This window comes from Variovorax stachyos (assembly GCF_051400855.1).
In the GTDB taxonomy this organism is placed as follows: domain Bacteria; phylum Pseudomonadota; class Gammaproteobacteria; order Burkholderiales; family Burkholderiaceae_C; genus Variovorax.
Map to the genome: position 1 here is coordinate 166,887 of NZ_JBLFFN010000006.1, position 16,274 is coordinate 183,160.

General features: G+C 68.8%; 16 protein-coding genes. 6 read left to right on the forward strand and 10 right to left on the reverse strand.

All coding sequences use genetic code 11. The features are described from left to right. Positions 1 to 37: 37 nt before the first annotated feature. Entirely contained in the window at positions 38 to 1,594 is a 1,557-nt protein-coding gene (locus ACMGEZ_RS13285; RefSeq protein ID WP_436822741.1) for a M48 family metalloprotease, read from the forward strand. A gap of 3 nt (positions 1,595 to 1,597) precedes the next feature. On the opposite strand, the gene ACMGEZ_RS13290 is transcribed toward ACMGEZ_RS13285, so the two are convergent. Genes ACMGEZ_RS13290 through ACMGEZ_RS13300 form a run of 3 tightly spaced genes read right to left on the reverse strand, consistent with a single transcriptional unit; the run spans position 1,598 to position 3,196 of the window. Beyond that, positions 1,598 to 1,951, reverse strand: a complete 354-nt coding sequence (locus tag ACMGEZ_RS13290) for a phage holin family protein (RefSeq protein WP_436822742.1) — start codon at positions 1,949 to 1,951, stop codon at positions 1,598 to 1,600. Positions 1,952 to 1,972: 21 nt separating this feature from the next. Continuing rightward, complete coding sequence (locus tag ACMGEZ_RS13295) at positions 1,973 to 2,437, reverse strand: hypothetical protein (protein ID WP_436822743.1); 465 nt, start codon at positions 2,435 to 2,437, stop codon at positions 1,973 to 1,975. A gap of 21 nt (positions 2,438 to 2,458) precedes the next feature. Then, positions 2,459 to 3,196: a TerC family protein gene (locus ACMGEZ_RS13300; protein WP_436822744.1), complete on the reverse strand. Its 738-nt coding sequence runs from the start codon at positions 3,194 to 3,196 to the stop codon at positions 2,459 to 2,461. 412 nt (positions 3,197 to 3,608) lie between these two features. On the opposite strand from ACMGEZ_RS13300, the gene ACMGEZ_RS13305 reads away from it, so the two are divergent. Together ACMGEZ_RS13305 and ACMGEZ_RS13310 are read left to right on the forward strand one after the other, a co-directional pair. After that, the gene (locus tag ACMGEZ_RS13305; RefSeq protein ID WP_436822745.1) at positions 3,609 to 4,073 is read left to right on the forward strand and encodes a DUF3717 domain-containing protein; all 465 of its coding nucleotides are present in this window, start codon (positions 3,609 to 3,611) and stop codon (positions 4,071 to 4,073) included. Between the two features lie 16 nt (positions 4,074 to 4,089). Continuing rightward, entirely contained in the window at positions 4,090 to 4,398 is a 309-nt protein-coding gene (locus ACMGEZ_RS13310; protein WP_436822746.1) for a putative signal transducing protein, read from the forward strand. A 6-nt stretch (positions 4,399 to 4,404) separates the two neighbouring features. Here ACMGEZ_RS13310 and ACMGEZ_RS13315 read toward each other — a convergent pair whose 3' ends face one another. The 4 genes from ACMGEZ_RS13315 to ACMGEZ_RS13330 all read right to left on the reverse strand — a co-directional run bounded on the left by ACMGEZ_RS13315 (position 4,405) and on the right by ACMGEZ_RS13330 (position 8,728). Continuing rightward, positions 4,405 to 4,965, reverse strand: coding sequence for a YaeQ family protein (locus tag ACMGEZ_RS13315; RefSeq protein ID WP_436822747.1), 561 nt, complete (start codon positions 4,963 to 4,965; stop codon positions 4,405 to 4,407). Between the two features lie 101 nt (positions 4,966 to 5,066). Beyond that, on the reverse strand, positions 5,067 to 6,455 hold the full coding sequence (purB, locus tag ACMGEZ_RS13320) for an adenylosuccinate lyase (RefSeq protein WP_436822748.1): 1,389 nt from the start codon (positions 6,453 to 6,455) through the stop codon (positions 5,067 to 5,069). 37 nt (positions 6,456 to 6,492) lie between these two features. Further along, on the reverse strand, positions 6,493 to 7,551 hold the full coding sequence (locus ACMGEZ_RS13325) for a M48 family metallopeptidase (protein ID WP_436822749.1): 1,059 nt from the start codon (positions 7,549 to 7,551) through the stop codon (positions 6,493 to 6,495). A gap of 19 nt (positions 7,552 to 7,570) precedes the next feature. Next, positions 7,571 to 8,728, reverse strand: a complete 1,158-nt coding sequence (locus tag ACMGEZ_RS13330) for a YjgN family protein (RefSeq protein WP_436822750.1) — start codon at positions 8,726 to 8,728, stop codon at positions 7,571 to 7,573. A 107-nt stretch (positions 8,729 to 8,835) separates the two neighbouring features. Between ACMGEZ_RS13330 and ACMGEZ_RS13335 the strand changes: the two genes are divergently transcribed. Next, complete coding sequence (locus ACMGEZ_RS13335) at positions 8,836 to 9,447, forward strand: glutathione S-transferase N-terminal domain-containing protein (RefSeq protein WP_436822751.1); 612 nt, start codon at positions 8,836 to 8,838, stop codon at positions 9,445 to 9,447. Positions 9,448 to 9,816: 369 nt separating this feature from the next. On the opposite strand, the gene ACMGEZ_RS13340 is transcribed toward ACMGEZ_RS13335, so the two are convergent. Continuing rightward, complete coding sequence (locus ACMGEZ_RS13340; RefSeq protein WP_436822752.1) at positions 9,817 to 10,440, reverse strand: glutathione peroxidase; 624 nt, start codon at positions 10,438 to 10,440, stop codon at positions 9,817 to 9,819. Positions 10,441 to 10,542: 102 nt separating this feature from the next. On the opposite strand from ACMGEZ_RS13340, the gene ACMGEZ_RS13345 reads away from it, so the two are divergent. After that, positions 10,543 to 11,400, forward strand: a complete 858-nt coding sequence (locus ACMGEZ_RS13345) for a ferritin family protein (protein WP_436822753.1) — start codon at positions 10,543 to 10,545, stop codon at positions 11,398 to 11,400. A gap of 51 nt (positions 11,401 to 11,451) precedes the next feature. After that, complete coding sequence (locus ACMGEZ_RS13350) at positions 11,452 to 12,393, forward strand: RNA polymerase sigma-70 factor (protein ID WP_436822754.1); 942 nt, start codon at positions 11,452 to 11,454, stop codon at positions 12,391 to 12,393. A 21-nt stretch (positions 12,394 to 12,414) separates the two neighbouring features. Here ACMGEZ_RS13350 and ACMGEZ_RS13355 read toward each other — a convergent pair whose 3' ends face one another. Together ACMGEZ_RS13355 and glnE are read right to left on the reverse strand one after the other, a co-directional pair. Next, positions 12,415 to 13,464 carry a septal ring lytic transglycosylase RlpA family protein gene (locus ACMGEZ_RS13355; RefSeq protein ID WP_436822755.1) on the reverse strand — a complete coding sequence of 350 codons (1,050 nt, stop codon included), beginning with the start codon at positions 13,462 to 13,464 and terminating at the stop codon, positions 12,415 to 12,417. Further along, positions 13,457 to 16,192 (reverse strand): bifunctional [glutamate--ammonia ligase]-adenylyl-L-tyrosine phosphorylase/[glutamate--ammonia-ligase] adenylyltransferase, encoded by a 2,736-nt coding sequence (gene glnE / locus ACMGEZ_RS13360; RefSeq protein WP_436822756.1) that lies wholly within the window; start codon positions 16,190 to 16,192, stop codon positions 13,457 to 13,459. Before glnE ends, ACMGEZ_RS13355 begins: the two co-directional genes overlap by 8 nt. Between the last annotated feature and the right edge of the window lie 82 nt (positions 16,193 to 16,274).

A 16,274-nucleotide genomic window follows, 5' to 3' on the forward strand; every position in this document is an offset into this window, starting at 1 on the left:
GTGAAGCATCATACGAGGCCCAGCCATCGACTCTCTCATGCTGCGCCGGATTCCTTCCATCCCTCCGACCCGCAAGCCGAAGCGCCTGCTGCGGACGCTCTGCGCCTCCCTCCTGATCGCCTCCCAGCTCGCGATGCCGCCGCTGGCGCAGGCCCAGCTGCTGCCGGGCATGGGCGACGGCGAGATGACGGCGAGCACCGAGCGCCGCCTCGGCGACCAGATCGCCCGCGAGCTGTACCGCGACCCCGACTACATCGACGACCCGGTGCTGGTCGAGTATGTGGACGACATCTGGCAGCGGCTGCTGGCGGCGGCGCGCCTGCGCGGGGAGGTCACGCCCGAGCTGGACGAGCGCTTCGCCTGGACGGTGATGCTGGGCCGCGACCGCAGCATCAACGCCTTCGCGCTGCCAGGCGGCTACCTGGGCCTGCACCTCGGGCTGATCTCGGTCACCGGCAGCCGCGACGAGCTCGCCACCGTGCTCGGCCACGAGCTTTCGCACGTCACGCAGCGCCACATCTCGCGCATCATGGCCAAGCAGAGCCGGCAGATGCCGCTGCTGCTGGCCGGCATGATCCTGGGGATGATCGCCGCCGGCAAGAGCCGCAATGGCGATGCGGGGCAGGCGGTGCTGATGGGCAGCCAGGCCGCGTTCGCGCAGAGCCAGCTCAGCTTTTCGCGCGACATGGAGCGGGAGGCCGACCGCATCGGCTTCGGCGTCATGACCCAGGCCGGCTATGCGCCGCAGGGCGCGGCCGCGATGTTCGAGAAGCTGCAGTACGCGGCGCGCCTCAACGACAACGGCTCCTATCCCTACCTGCGCAGCCACCCCCTGAACAGCGAACGGATCGCCGACATGCAGGGCCGCTACCAGTTCCGGCCCGGCAGCGGCATCGCCATGCCGCTGGCGATGGACCACGCGATGATCGCCGCGCGCGCCCGCGTGCTGGTGCGCCCCGGCGTGGACGTGCTGCGGCTGTGGATCGACGCGGCCGGCAGCGGGGAGTTCGCGCGCAGCTCGCCGGCACAGCAGGCCGGCACGCTCTACGCGGCGGCGCTCGCTGCCAACGAGCTGCGCGACTACAAGTCGGCCCGCGCGCTGGCAGAGCGGCTGCGGACCCGGACGGGCGAAGACGCGCGCGCCGCGCGGCTGGCGCGCCTGCTCTCGGCCGAGATCGAGCTCGCGGCCGATGCCGCTGCGAAGGCGGCCACGCTGCTCGACCCGCAGGCGAAGGACCGGCCCGAGATGCTGCTGGCCGCGCAGGCCGCCGCCGCCACCCGCCAGCCAGCGCCGATGGTGGCCCCGCTGCGCGACTGGGTGGCGTCGCATCCGCGCGATGCGACGGCGTGGCGCATGCTGGGCCGCCTCTACGGCGCACAGAACGACACGCTGCGCGCCATCCGCGCCGATGCCGAGGCCAACGTCGCGGTGCTCGACTATCCGGGGGCGCGCGACCGCTTCAAGGCAGCGCAGGAGTTCATCCACAGGGGAGGCGGGCCCATCGACCACTACGAGGCCTCGATCGTCGACACCCGTGCGCGGGCGATCGAGGTGCTGGTCAGGGAGCAGGCGGCGGAGCCGCCGCTCAAATAGCGCTCAGGCCCTGGCGAACAGCCCGCCCAGCGCAGCCTCGATGAGCAGGCCCAGCAGCGAATAGATGAGCGAGCCGATCAGCGCCGCCACGAAGCCGTTGACGTGGAAGCCCGGCAGCAGCCCCGAGGCGGCCCAGAACAGCAGGGCGTTGATCACGAAGAGAAAGAGGCCCAGCGTGACGATGGTGACCGGCAGCGTCAGCACCACCAGCACCGGCCGCACCACCATGTTGAGCAGGCCGATCACGGCCGCGGCGATCAGTGCCGAGGTGAAGCTCGACACCTGCACGCCGGTGTAGATGTAGGTCAGTGCCAGCAGCGCGAGGGCGCTAAGCAGCCATTTGATGACGAGGCGCATGCGTGCGGTGTGGCGCGCGCCTTATTCGGACAGCTCGTTGGCCAGCACCAGCAGCGCGCCCATGCCGAGCACCGCGCCGGGCACCGTCCAGCCGGACTGGCTGGGCGATTTCACGTCGGGTGCCACGGGCTCGAGGTCCACGCCGATCTTCGGGCGGCGCGCATCGATCACGCGGGCTGCGCCGTGCTCCATCTTCAGGCGCTGCGTCAGCTCGGCCAGGGGGCCCTTGGCCAGCACGGAGGTGACCTGGCCGCCTTCAAGCTGCAGCAGCGGCAGCAGCTGCTCCTGCGTCTTCGCGAGCCACTTGTTGCGCCAGTTCTCGCGCGCGCTGTGGCTCACCCATTTGCTGATGCGATGCGTCATGCGCGGGGCACAGGCCACCAGCACCCAACGGCGGGCACCCGTGCCGACCGCTTCCGGCGTGAGCCGCGAGAGCAGCTCGCGCGCGTAGGCTGCATCGTCGACATACAGAATGATCTTTTCCATGGGTGCTCCTTGTTGGAGAGATCACGCAGTGGCGGTGTCCTGCGGCTTCGGCCGGCGCATCGCCACCCACTTGCCGATCAACAGCACCAAGAGCGCGCCGACGATACCGGCAATGTAGCGCACCAGGTCGGTCTGCGGCAGCTTCGGCACCCAGGTCCAGGCGGCGGGGTTGACCACCGCGGGATCGGACACCGCCATCGTGCCGGCGATCCAGCCCAGCAGCATGCCGCCCACCGTGATGATGATGGGGAAGCGGTCCATCAGCTTGATGACCAGCTGGCTGCCCCAGACGATGATCGGAATGCTCACCAGCAGGCCGAAGATCACCAGCGGCATCTGGTGGCCCTCGCCGGCGCCCTGTGCGGCACCTGCGATGGCGATCACGTTGTCCACGCTCATCACCAGATCGGCGACGATCACCGTCTTGACGGCGGCCCACAGCTTGTCGCTGGCGGCGATGTTGCCGTGCGCGTCGTCATGCTCGGGGGCGAGCAGCTTGACGCCGATCCACACCAGCAGCAGCGCGCCCGCCAGCTTCAGGAACGGAATGGCCAGCAGGGTGAGCGCGAAGAAGATCAGGATCACGCGCAGCAGGATCGCGCCCGCCGTGCCCCACAGGATGCCCTGGGTGCGTTGCGCGGGGGGCAGCTTGCGGCAGGCCAGCGCGATGACGACGGCGTTGTCGCCGCCGAGGAGGATGTCGATCATGATGATCTGACCGACGGCGACCCAGAATTCTGGGGTCATGAACTGTTCCATAGCGTCCTCTGTTCGGATTGCTTCATCCCGTGTGGATTGGATCAAGCGGCTGAATGAGGACCCACGGGTCCCGGACATGCAAACGCTTCGATCGAACCCGCGCGAGCTCTAATCGAAGGTCTTGCTCGGCAGCTGGGCTGCCCGACAGGCCGGAAGTGTTGTCTTCGTATTGACGACCTGTCGATTTTCGTCCTCGTGGAGGACGGTGGGAGCTACTCCCCTTCGGTGGGCGATTAGAGCATCGAGGGCACTGGGCTGGCAACCGGATTTTTCCAAGATTTTGAAGAAAAAAGCCTTCGGACGTTGCACCACCAGAGCGCCTGCCGCTATGGATTCGAGAGCAATGCATGACCTTCGCCCACTGCCGGGCTTTGCCGGGACTATGATGCCCAGCCGCATTTTTCCGACCCTCATGGCCGCCATCCACATCACCGACATCGAGGCCGCCATCAACTACTGGCGCGAGAAAAAGCCCTCGCCCGATGGCATCACCCTCGCGCCCGAGCTGCGCGCGCTGGCCGAGGTCTACGCGCTGATGGTGTTCCATCACGAGGACGAGGCCGACGAGGTCGGCTTTCCGCCCAAGGCCTGGGACGCCTGGCTCGCCTGGTATCAGACGACACCCGACACCCCCTGCATCGCCATCTGCTCCACCAGCCAGGGCGATGACGAATGCAAGGGCTGCGGCCGCAGCTTCGACGAGGTGCAGCACTGGCCCTCGATGACGCCGGGCGAGAAGCGAGCCACCTGGCGCCGCATCACGATGCAGGACAAGGCCTGGCGCTTCAACCGCTATGCCGAGCGAGCGCGCGAGGCCGAGCCTGCCTGGCCGGACGACGAGCCCGCGCTCGGCGAAGCGGCCGAGCTGCCGCGCTGAACCGGACGCAAGCGCCATGCGCCGCCTCGCGCAAGCCCCCAACCTGGCAATCGCCACCCTCTGGGCCGATGCCTTGCGGGAAGAGGGCGTCGAGGCCTCGGTGCAGCGCGAATACCTCGGCGCAGCCGCCGGCCAGCTGCCGCCCGACCAGTGCCTGCCGGAGGTCTGGGTCGAGGACGAAGCCCAGTTCGAGCGCGCCAAGCAGCTGCTCCACGCACTGCAGCACCGGCCCCAGCGGCGCTGGCAGTGCGGTTGCGGCGAGTTGGTCGAAGGCGGCTTCGAGCAGTGCTGGCACTGCGGCGCGATGATGCCCCGCGAGCCTTGAGAAGGACTACTTCCAGCGCACCGGCTCGATGTCCACGCTGTGCGTGCCGTCGCCCAGCATCAGCGTGCCCTCCTGGATCGTGGCCTGCAACTGCATCGATCGTTGCGCCAGCGCGGCCAGTCCCTGCGAGGCGGCCGTCGGCACGCGGTAGACGGCCAGGTTCTGCGGCCGCGAGAGCTTGTTCTCGATGCCGCGCCACCAGATTTCGGCCGCATGGTGGAAGGCGTAGACGATCGTCTCGTCCGCCTTCCCGCAGGCCTTGATGACCGGCTTGTCCTCCGGCTGGCCGACTTCGATCCACAGGCGCACCGCGCCCGTGAAGTCGCGCAGCCAGACGTCAGGCTCGTCCGGGTTCGAGAGGCCCGCGCCGAAAGCCAGCGTGCCGTCGCCCTGGCAGACGTCCTGCAGCTTGTGCGCATTGAGCGCCAGCGCCACCAGCCGGATCATCATCCGCTCGTCGGTCTCGCTGGGATGGCGCGCCAGCGTGAGCGCATGGTCGGCGTAGTAGCCGTGGTCGATGTCGGCCACCGCGAGGGTGGCCTTGAAGATGGTGGATTTGAGCGCCATGGGGTCGCGAGTGTAGGCGGCCCCGCCATCTCGGCTCAGAAGGTGTGAGTGAATCCGGCGTGCCCGAGCAGCCTGTCCAGGCGTGCTCGCTCACACCTTCTTTAGGGCGTCTGCGCGCGCCGCGCCAGTTCGGCGGCCTTGCCGGTGTAGCTGGCCGGCGTCATGGCCAGCAGCCGTTCCTTTTCCGCTTCGGGAATCTCGAGCGAGCGGATCAGCTGGTGCAGCGCTTCGGCCGTCACCGTCTTGCCGCGGGTGACCTCCTTGAGCTGCTCGTACGCGCCCTGCACGCCGAACCGCCGCATCACGGTCTGGATCGGTTCGGCCAGCACTTCCCAGGAGGCGTCGAGATCCTCGGCGAGCGCCTCCTCGTTGAGCTCCAGCTTGCCAAGGCCGGTCGCCAGGCTCGCGTAGGCCAGCACCGCATAGCCGAAGGCCACGCCGATGTTGCGCAGCACGGTGCTGTCGGTCAGGTCGCGCTGCCAGCGGCTGATCGGCAGCTTCTCGCTCAGATGGCGAAGCAGCGCGTTGGCGAGCCCCAGGTTGCCTTCGGCGTTCTCGAAGTCGATCGGGTTGACCTTGTGCGGCATGGTCGAGGAGCCGATCTCGCCCTTCTTCAGCCGCTGCTTGAAGTAGCCCAGGCCGACGTAGCCCCAGACGTCGCGCGCGAAGTCGATCAGGATCGTGTTGGCTCGCGCCACTGCATCGAAGAGCTCTGCCATGTAGTCGTGCGGCTCGATCTGGATGCTGTACGGCTGGAAGCTGAGGCCCAGGCCCAGCGGCGCCGGCGTCTCGACCACCTTGCGGCTGAAGGCCTCCCAGTCGAATTCGGGCCAGGCCGCCATGTGGGCGTTGTAGTTGCCCACCGCGCCGTTCATCTTGCCCAGCAGTGCCACGCCGGCGATGCGCTCGCGCGCCTTGGCCAGGCGCACGGCCACGTTCGCGATTTCCTTGCCGACGGTGGTCGGGCTGGCGGTCTGGCCGTGCGTGCGCGACAGCATCGGCACTTCGGCGAAGCGGCCCGCCATGTCGCGCAGGGTGGCGATCAGGCCGTCGATCGCGGGCAGCACCACTTTCTCGCGCGCCGCCTGGATCTGCAGTGCGTGGCTGGTGTTGTTGATGTCCTCGCTGGTGCAGGCGAAGTGCACGAACTCCGAAGCCGCCAGCAGCTCCGGCCGCGCCTCGAACTTGGATTTGATCCAGTACTCGACCGCCTTGACGTCGTGGTTGGTGGTCTTTTCGATCTGCTTGATCGCGATGGCGTCGGCTTCGGAGAAATTGTTGACCAGCCCCAGCAGGTACTTGCGCGCGCCGCCGGTGAGGGGCTTGAATTCAGGGAAGCCGCAGTCGGACAGCGCGATGAACCACGCCACTTCGACCTGTACCCGCCGGTGCATGTAGCCCTGTTCGCTCATCAGCGGACGCAGGGCCGAGAGCTTGGCGGCGTAGCGGCCGTCGAGGGGGGAAAGGGCGGAGACGGTAGAGAAACTCATGCGCCGAATTTTAGGTGCCGGCACCAGGTCGTCGATTTCAGTTCGCCGCGGCTTCCCGGAAGAAGGCGATGCGCTCGGCCGTGGCCGGGTGCGAGGAGAAGGCCAGGCCAATGACGTCGTCGTCCAGCCCGGCGCGCTTCTGCCCGGCGCGCCAGCGCTCGACCGCCTCGAAAAAGCCGATCATCACGCGCGGCGAGATGCCGGCGGCGCGCATCAGCCGCACCGATTCCACGTCGGCCTCGCGCTCCGCATCGCGCGAGTAGCCGAGCGTGGCCAGCAACACCGGGGCGCTGCCGATCAGCGTGCCGTAGTCGCCGAAGGCGACCGACACCGCGAAGCCGATCGCCGACGCCTGCACCAGCTGCCGCATCGCGTGCCGCAGCCGCACATGGCCGAACTCGTGGCCCAGCACGCCGAGCACCGCATCCGGATCGCCGGGCATCAGCTGCACCAGCTCGTCGGTCAGGATGATGGTGCCGCCGGGCAGCGCCAGTGCATTGGGCCCCAGCCGCTTGTCGCGGGCGCGCCGGAATTCCAGCTTCCAGGCCGGCGCGCCCTCGGGATGGGCCGCCTGCACCATTCGCGCGAAGCTGCGGCGAATGCGCTCCTGTTCCTCTGCCGGGAGCGCGCTGGGCGCCAGCAGCGACTGGTCGATGGATTCGAGCACCTCGGCGCCGATGGCCGCGTCCACGCCGGCCGGCACCGCCGCGGTCACGCCGCGCGCGAGCCACGGCAGGCCCCACTGGTACAGCGCCGCAGTGGCCGCCAGCAGCAACACCAGGGCCAGCGCCACGCCGCGCCAGTTCTGCTGGGCCCGGACCACCCAGCTTTCCCTGGGGCCGAGCTGCGCGACCCACGCGTCCCAGGCCGCGACGTCGAGAGCCTGCACGCTGGCGCCTTGCGGCAGTTGCAGGAGCCGGCCGCCGTGGCGCGTGCGCTCGGGCCAGCGCAGCCGTGCCAGCGGCACGTTGAACGATGCAAAGTCTTCGCCGGGCGCCGGCGCGATGGTCAGCACATCGCCCTGGACGTGCAGGCGCGCCGCGTGCGGGCGGCTGCTGCGGCCGTCGAAGAAACGAACCTCGAGAGCGGAGCTCATCCAGCCGGCAGTACAGAGCTCACAGCCCGATGTCCAGCCCGAACAGGTCGGCCGCCATGTCGCCCGCGGCGCCGGGGTCTTCCCGTCCAGCCGCCTGGCTGAGCTGGTCGAGGCCGATGCGCGTGTGCAATTCGACCGCCTCGATCTGGGCCCGCCGCGTGTTCACCACAGCGAAGGGCCAGTACAGGCCGAGCGTGAGAAAGATCAGCAGGTAGTTTCTGCACTGGAGGCCCAGGTAGCTGCCGAACTTCAGGCGGCTGTCGAAGCGCAGCACCTCGTTGCCGGTGGTCGACCACAGCAGGTTCTGCAGCCGCACCTGCAGATAGGACTTGGGCAGGATGTTGATGAGCAGGATCGCGCCGATGCCCATGAGTGCCGCCACGACGACGAAGGTCGCGCCGGTGCCGGTCCTGCGGCCCGTGAAGGCGAAAAGGCCCGCCACCATCAGCATGACCGCGAAGGCCGCGAGGCTGATCGCGATCAGCTTGATGAAGACGCCGTAGAGCACGCCCACGTCGGCCTTGAGCCGGGTCTGCAGCGCGCCGATCGCGTAGTTGTCGTGCTGGTAGCGCCGCACGCGCCAAAGGAAATAAGGCAGGCCCGCCACGAAGGCCAGCATGCCCAGGCCGACCAGGCCAGTGGCCACGGCAGGCAGCGCAGGCGCTTTGCCGTCCGCCGACACGCCGGCCATTGCGCCCGCGAGGGCCACCGGCAGCAGCGCCAAAGCCAGCGGCGGCAGCATGCAGGCGTAGGCGCCGGCCGTGTCCCCCGCGAACCGGAAGCGCAGGCCGCGCCAGCTGGTGTTGGCCAGCCTGAAGCGCATTGCCGCCCGGAACAAGGCCGGCCACAGCGCCACGAAGGCCAGCGCCGCCACCAGCGCCGCCCAGCCGGAGAAGTTGCTGCCCACCGAATAGGCGATCAGGAAGCCGGCGGCGATCAACGTGCCGCGCAGCATCTTGGCGGGCTCGCCATGAAAGTCCAGCGCGTCGCCGCCGACCCAGGTGTTGCTGTAGAAGTACTTGAGCTTGCGCACCTTGGCCCAGGGCAGATAGATGCCGAGCGTGACCACGATGAGCAGCAGGTTCACGATCCAGATGCGGAAGTACTCGCTGCCGCTGGCCGTGAACTCGATCGGATGGCGCTCGGGGTCTGTATCGATGGGCGCTTCTGTGACCATGTTCCTTCACCTTCTCCCTCGTTGGCATGGAAGCCGGATTCTGCACTGCGCGCCTTCCCCTAGAATCAAAACGCTACAACGACGACCCCCAGGGGGAGAGAGCCCGCATGAAACTGATCGGATCCAATGCCAGCCCTTATGTGCGCAAGGTGCGCGTGGTCATGGCCGAGAAGCGGCTCGACTACCAGTTCGTGATCGAAGACGTCTGGTCCGACGACACCACCATCGCCAGCTCCAATCCCTTGGGCAAAGTGCCGTGCCTCATCATGGAAGGCAGCGAGGCCATGTTCGACTCCCGCGTGATCGTCGAGTACCTCGACACCCTTTCACCGGTCGGGAAGCTGATCCCCCAGCAGGGCCGGGAGCGCGCCGAGGTCAAGACCTGGGAGGCCCTGGCCGACGGCGTGATGGACGCCGGCGTGCTCTGGCGGCTCGAGGCCACCTGGGCCCGCCGCGCCGACGGCGAGCGCAGCCAGGCATGGATGAACCGCCAGCGCGCCAAGGTCGAGGCCGGCATCCGCGCCATGGCCAAGGGGCTTGCCGACAAGCCGTTCTGCAGCGGCATTCATTTGAGCCTGTCGGACATCGCGGTCGGCTGTGCGCTGGGGTGGATCGGGTTCCGCTTCCCGGAAATCGACTGGCGCGGCGAGCATCCGAACCTCGGCAAGCTCTACGACAAGCTGATGCTTCGCCCCAGCTTCGCCGACACCGCGCCTTGAGCCCCAGGCCGCCCCAAAGCAAAAGCCCCGCACCTGCGGGGCTTTTTGTTGGTGAACACCGCGGAACCGGCTTTGCCGGGCCGCTGGTGTTGCCCCGGAAGGGGGTGGGCGGCCACACGAAGTGGGCCAACCTGGGGGCGAGATAAAGATGCTGCGAGGCGCCCCGAAACGAAGGAGGGAGGGAGGGAGGAGGAGAAGAATCGCCTCGGGATTTCATCCGGACGTCTGGCGCCCGAAAGGCCTCGCAACATAAAAACTTTGCGGGTTTCTACACCCGAGCCGGTAAGAGCCCCACCCGCCCGGAGCGGTTCCCGGGCTAGTGGTAAGCGTTTGTGACGAAAGAGCGCCCGCGGTCCGGAGTCTCAAGCCTCACTGCGGGCCGAGCTGCTTCTCCAGGTCGCGAACGAAGGCCTTGTCGTCCGGCGAGGTCATGCTGGAGTAGAACTCCACCACCTTCCCGTCGCGGCTGATGAGGTACTTGTAGAAATTCCACTTGGGCGTCGTGCCCGAGACCTGCGCGAGTTCCTTGAACAGCGGATTGGCCTCCGGCCCGCGCACCGAGGACTTCGCGAACATCGGGAATTTCACGCCGAAAGTGCTTTCGCAGAAGTCCGCGATTTCCTTGTTCGTGCCGGTCTCCTGCGAGAAGTCGTTGGAGGGGAAGCCCAGCACCACCAGCCCGCGCGAACGGTACTTGCTGTCCAGCGCCTCCAGGCCCTTGTACTGGGGAGTGAAGCCGCAGAAGCTCGCGGTGTTGACCACCAGCACCACCTTGCCCGCGTATTGGCACAGCGCCTGGGGTTTCTCGTCTTGCAAGCGGGGGAAGGTGTGTTGCAGGATGGGCGGGCAACCGGCCGGGATGGTCGCCGCCGTACCGGGCGCTGCGGCTCCCTGGGCGCCGGCGGTAGCGGGCGCCAGGCAGGCCGCCGCTGCGAAAGCCGCGGAAGTTGCGAAAAGGGGAGGAACAAAAGGCCGTCGCAGGAGGCTTCGCATGGCAGTTTCTGGAATGAATGTAGGGCTATACCGCATCATCGCGCGCTTGTCACGAGGACGCCAAACCCCGCGTCTAAAATCGCCCGGTTCAGAAAGTCATTGATGCTCTACCCGGAACTTTTCAGACAGCTCGAATCCGTCCGCTGGGACATGGACAAGGACATCCCGTGGCAGTCCTTCGACGCGAGCCGCCTGTCCGAGGAACAGGCCCAGACCATCAAGATGAACGCCATCACCGAGTGGGCGGCGCTGCCCGCCACCGAGATGTTCCTGCGCGACAACCGCCACGACAGCGACTTCTCCGCGTTCATGTCGATCTGGTTCTTCGAGGAGCAGAAGCATTCGCTGGTGTTGATGGAATACCTCAAGCGCTTCAGCCCGCAGCACGCCCCCACCGAGCAGGAACTGCATGAGGTGCGCTTCGACTTCGACCCGGCGCCGCCGCTCGAGACGCTGATGCTGCATTTCTGCGGCGAGATCCGCCTCAACCACTGGTACCGCCGGGCCGCCGAGTGGCACACCGAGCCCGTCATCAAGCACATCTACACCACCTTGAGCCAGGACGAGGCCCGCCACGGCGGCGCCTACCTGCGCTACATGAAGCGCGCGCTCGAGAAGTTCGGCGACGAGGCGCGCGCCGCCTTCACCAAGGTCGGCGTGCTGATGGCCAGCGCCCGGCGCACTGCCCAGGCGCTGCACCCGACCAACCTGCACGTCAACAAGGCGCTCTTCCCCAAGGACACCATCCAGAGCCGCGTGCCCGACCCGGACTGGCTGGAGCATTGGCTGGACAAGCAGATCAAGTTCGATGCCGTGTGGGAAAACAAGGTCGGCGACCGCATCCTGCACAACCTGAGCCTGCTGATGAACCGCAGCTTCAAGACCGTGCAGGAGCTCAACCGGTACCGCAAGGAAGTCACGGCCAACCTCGGCCCGAGGGCCGAGTACCAGGGCGCCTGAGCGTCCGCCGCGCGCCTGTCACAAGGCGGGCACTTCGTCCGTCTTGCCGGTATGGACGACTCCACCCGCACCTTCGACCGCCACCGCAAGCGCCTGCTGGGCATCGCCTACCGCATGCTCGGCTCGGCGGCCGATGCCGAAGACGTGGTGCAGGATGCCTGGCTGCGCTGGAACGACGCGACCGTCGACGCCCTGAACAACCCCGAGGCCTGGCTGGTCACGGTCGTCACGCGCCTGTCCATCGACCGGCTGCGCGCCGCCAAGCTCCAGCGCGAGCACTACGAAGGCACCTGGCTGCCCGAACCGCTGCTGACCGACACGCCGGCATCGCCCGAGCAGATGCTGGAGCGCGCGGACAACATCTCCGTGGCATTCCTGGCGGTGCTGGAGCGCCTCGCCCCCGAGGCGCGCGCAGCTTTCCTGCTGCGGGAGGTGTTCGACGCCGACTACGAGGACGTGGCGCGCACCCTGGGCAAGACCGAGGCGGCGTGCCGCCAGCTGGTGCACCGCGCCAAAACCCAGATCCAGGACGAGCGCCCGCGCTTCGCGGTAGAGCGCGATACCCATTGGCGGCTGATGCAGGGCTTTGCCGAAGCCTCGGCCAGCGGCGACATGCGCCGGCTGAAGGAACTGCTCGCCGACGACGCCGAGCTGATCGGAGACAGCGGAGGCAAGGTGCCGGCCTTCCGCAAGATGCTGCGCGGTGCCCAGCGCATCGCGCAGTACTTCTACGCCGTGCCGCGCCTGCTGCGCGGCGGGCTCCGGCTGGAGCTCGCCGAGGTCAACGGCGAGCCAGGGCTGCTGCGCTTCTACAACGGCGCTTTGGAGTCGGTGCAGACCATCGAGACCGATGGCGAGCGGATCCTGCGCATCCGCACCCAACGCAATCCGGAAAAGTTGGCGCGCATCGCCGCGCGCTTCTCGGTGCCGGCCATCACGCGTGCCGAACTCGAGGCGCTGCGGACCGCCGCGCCGCCTGAGGACCGGGCCTGAGAAGGTGTGGACGAACGCGCCTCAGCGCCGCTCGACGATCATCGGCGCCAGTTGCAGCCCGTTGCGCACCTGCTCGGCCATGTCGCGCGCCTGGTCGCGCGATGCGTAAGGCCCGGCCTGCAGCCGATAGGTGCCGCGCTCGGCGAACACGTTGAGCGCGCCCGCCAACACGGGCAGGCTGCGCGCGACCTGCTGCTGGAAGCGCTCCACGCCGTCACGCTGGCTGAAGGCGCCCAGTTGGATCCAGAAGCCCGCTGTGGGCGCAGCCCGCGCCGATTCGGACTCGGCCCGGGCCGGCGACGGCTCGGACCGCGCTGCCGGTAGCGGCGGCAGGGCGTCCAGTTCGCGCACTTCCGCGCCCGGCGCGGCGACGACCGGCGAAGTCAACGCGACGGGCACGGCGACGGCGTCGGCGGTGCCCGGGGTTGCAGGAGGCCCGGCGAGCGCCACCGATCCATGGGCGGGCACCGCCTGCGCCAGCGCGGTGTCCCCGCGCCGCCAGGTGCCGGCGCGGATGTCCGCGTTAGTGATGCGCTCGATTTCCACGGGCGCCACCCCGCGCAGCAGGTCCAGCTTGTACGCCGCGGTGTAGCTCAGGTCGATGATGCGGTCGTCGTGGAAGGGCCCGCGGTCATTCACGCGCACGACCACCTCGCGCCCGTTCGCCGGGTTGCGCACCCGCACGTAGCTGGGCAGCGGCAAGGTCTTGTGCGCGGCCGTCATCGCGTACATGTCGTAGGGCTCGCCGCTGGCGGTGGATTGCGCGTGGAACTTGCGGCCGTACCAGGAGGCGAGGCCGGTCTCGCGCCAGGGCCGGTCGTCGGTGATCGGCACGTACGAGCGGCCCAGCACCACATAGGGCTTGCTGGTGCCGCCGCTGCCGCGGATGGCTTCGACGCGCGGCTCGGCATCGGGCACCTGGCCGAGGCCGGCGGGCGGATTGGCGTCGGCGCCATCGCGGTCGATGGCCGAGGTGCCGCCACGCGGACCGCTTGCGCAACCCGCCAGCAGCAGCACCAGCGCCGCGCCGGCAGCCAGCGCGAGGGCGCGTGCGTTCGCGGGGCTAACCAAACACTGCCTTCCACAGCGCCAGCATGGCTTCGCGCTCGGCCGCCAGCGCGCTCATCGGCACCTGCGTCGGCTCTTCGTTGAGCCGCGCCCGGTGCTGCACCCGGCGCAGCTCGCGGTAGGCCGCGGCGGCGTTGCGGCCGATGCCCGCGGGCAGCAGGCCGGCTTCCTCGGCCCGGATCAGCAGCGCGATATTGCCCACGTTCGGGATCAGCTCGGGATGGGCCTTCGCCTCCGAGAGCACCAGGAACTGGACCGCGAACTCGGCATCCACCATGCCGCCGGGGCTGTGCTTGACGTCGAAGCGATCGGCCTTGACCGGCCGCGCGGCACGCACCTTCTCGCGCATCGCGACGATCTCGGCCTTCAGCGCGGCGCGGTCGCGCGGCGCCGCGATCACCGCCTCGCGGATGCGATCGAAGCGCTCGCACAGCGAGCAGTCGCCGCGGCCGTCGGGCCCAGAAGCCATGTCCACGAAGCGCGCGCGCGTCATGGCCTGGTGCTCCCAGGTCCAGGCGGTGTTGCTGCCGCGGCCCAGCTGGTATTTCTCGTAGGCGTCGAAGCTGGTGGTGAGCAGGCCCGAGTTGCCGTTGGGCCGCAGCGCGGTGTCGATCTCGAACAGGTCGCCCTCGCGGGTCTTGACCGTCAGCCAGTTGATGAGCTTGCGCACGTAAGCCGCATAGACCTCGCCGGCGCGCTCGTCGTCGTCGTCGTAGACGAACACGATGTCCAGGTCGCTGCCGTAGCCGAGCTCCTTGCCGCCCAGTTTGCCGTAGCCGATGATCGCGAAGCGCGGCGTCTGGCGGTGCGGGTTGCGCACCTGCGGCCAGCACCAGCGCGCCGTCACGCGCAACACCGCGTCGGCCAGCGCGCTGAGGTCGTCCGCCACCTGCTCGACCGTGATGCGGCCCTCGACGTCGCGCGCCAGCGTGCGGAACAGCTCGGCGTGATGCGCATGGCGCAGCAGGTTGAGCAGGCGCTCCTCGTCGGCCTCGCCGGTCTGGCGCAGCGACAGGTGGCGCGCTTCCAGCTCGCGCTCGAACTCCGCGGCAGAGAAGCGGCCGGCCAGCATTTCATGGCTTGCCAGCTCGTCGATCACGCCCGGGTGCTGCATCAGGTAGCGGGCCGGCCAGCGCGCCGAGCCCAGCAGGCGCAGCAGCCGCTCCTGCACCGCCGGGCGCTCGACCAGCAGCGCGATGTAGTTCTCGCGGCGCATCAGCGGCTCGATCCAGTCGGCCCAGCGCAAGGCACCGTCGATATGGTGGGCGATCTGGCCCGGGCCCTCGCCGTCGGGCTCGCGCAGCCACTGGCCGGTGCGCTGCACCAGCTGGCGCAGGCGGGCGCGGGTCTCGTCGCGCAGGGCCTGCACGCGCGGGCTGTCGTGCCACGCCTGGATGCGCTCGGCAAAGGGCGGCGGCAACTCCTCGATGAGGTCGCTCAGGTCGCCCGGCACGGTGCCGGCCGACGTGCCGTTGCAGCGCTTGCAGGGCTCCTTCTTGCCGCCGAGCAACTTGTCGAACTCCTGGGCCACGAACTCGCGATGCGCATCGAGCTGCGCCAGGAAGGGACAGCAGCCCTCGTACCCCAGCGTGTGCGCGATCCAGCGCAGGTCCTCGTCCTGCACCGGCAGCACATGGGTCTGCTGGTCGTCCAGGTACTGGATGCGGTGCTCCACCCGGCGCAGGAACTCGTACGCCGCGGCCAGCGCATCGGCCGTTTCCTGCGGCATCAGGTTGGCGCGCGCCAGGCGCTGCAGCGCGTCGAGCGTGGGCCGGGTGCGCAGCTCGGGGAACTGGCCGCCGCGCACCACCTGCAGCAGCTGCACGATGAACTCGATCTCGCGGATGCCGCCGCGCGAGAGCTTGACGTCGTTGGCGCGCTCGGGTCGCCCGGCGCTACGGCGCGCGGCCTGCTCGCGGATCTGCCGGTGCAGGGTGCGCAGCGAATCGAACACGCTGTAGTCCAGGTAACGCCGGAACACGAAGGGCAGCACCGCGCCGCGCAGCGCCTGGGCCGATCCATCGTCGATCACGCTGCGCGGCGCCACCACCCGGCTCTTGAGCCAGGCGAAGCGCTCCCATTCACGCCCCTGCACCTGGAAATACTCCTCCAGCGCATCGAGCGAGACCACGCTCGGGCCCGAGTTGCCGTTGGGCCGCAGCGCGAGGTCGACGCGGAACACGAAGCCGTGCTCGGTGGTGTCGCCCACCAGCGCATAGATGCGCTTGACGGCGCGCGCGAAGAACTCCTGGTTGGCCAGCCGCGCGCGCCCCTGCGTGTCGCCCGCGGTCTCGCCGTCGTGGTCGTAGAGATAGATCAGGTCGATGTCGCTCGACACGTTGAGCTCGCGCGCGCCGAGCTTGCCCATGCCCACCACCCAGAGCTGGGCGCGCTGGCCGTCGGAGCCGAGCGGTGCGCCGTGCGCGGCCTCGAGCTCGGTGCAGGCCTCGCGGCAGGCGATGTCGAGGGCGAACTCCGCAAGCTCGGTGACCGCGGTCGTGACCACCGCCAGCGCCGCCTGCTGTTCACAGTCGAGCGTGATCAGCCGTTCCATCACCAGTTGCCGCACGATGCGCAGCGCATCGGCCACGCCGTCTCCGCGCGCGCGCAGCGCGGCGTAGGCCTGTGCCATGGCGGCGTGCCGCGGTTCGCCGGCCGGCAGCAGTGCCAGCTCGCCGGCGTAGCGGCGCCGCAGGCGCTGCACGAAACGCGAAGAGGCCGCGAGCGGCATGCGCGGCCCATCCGCTGCGCCGTCTTCAGTATGGATATCGGTGGAACCGGGTGGGAGGCTCGCAGTCATAATTCCTGTCACA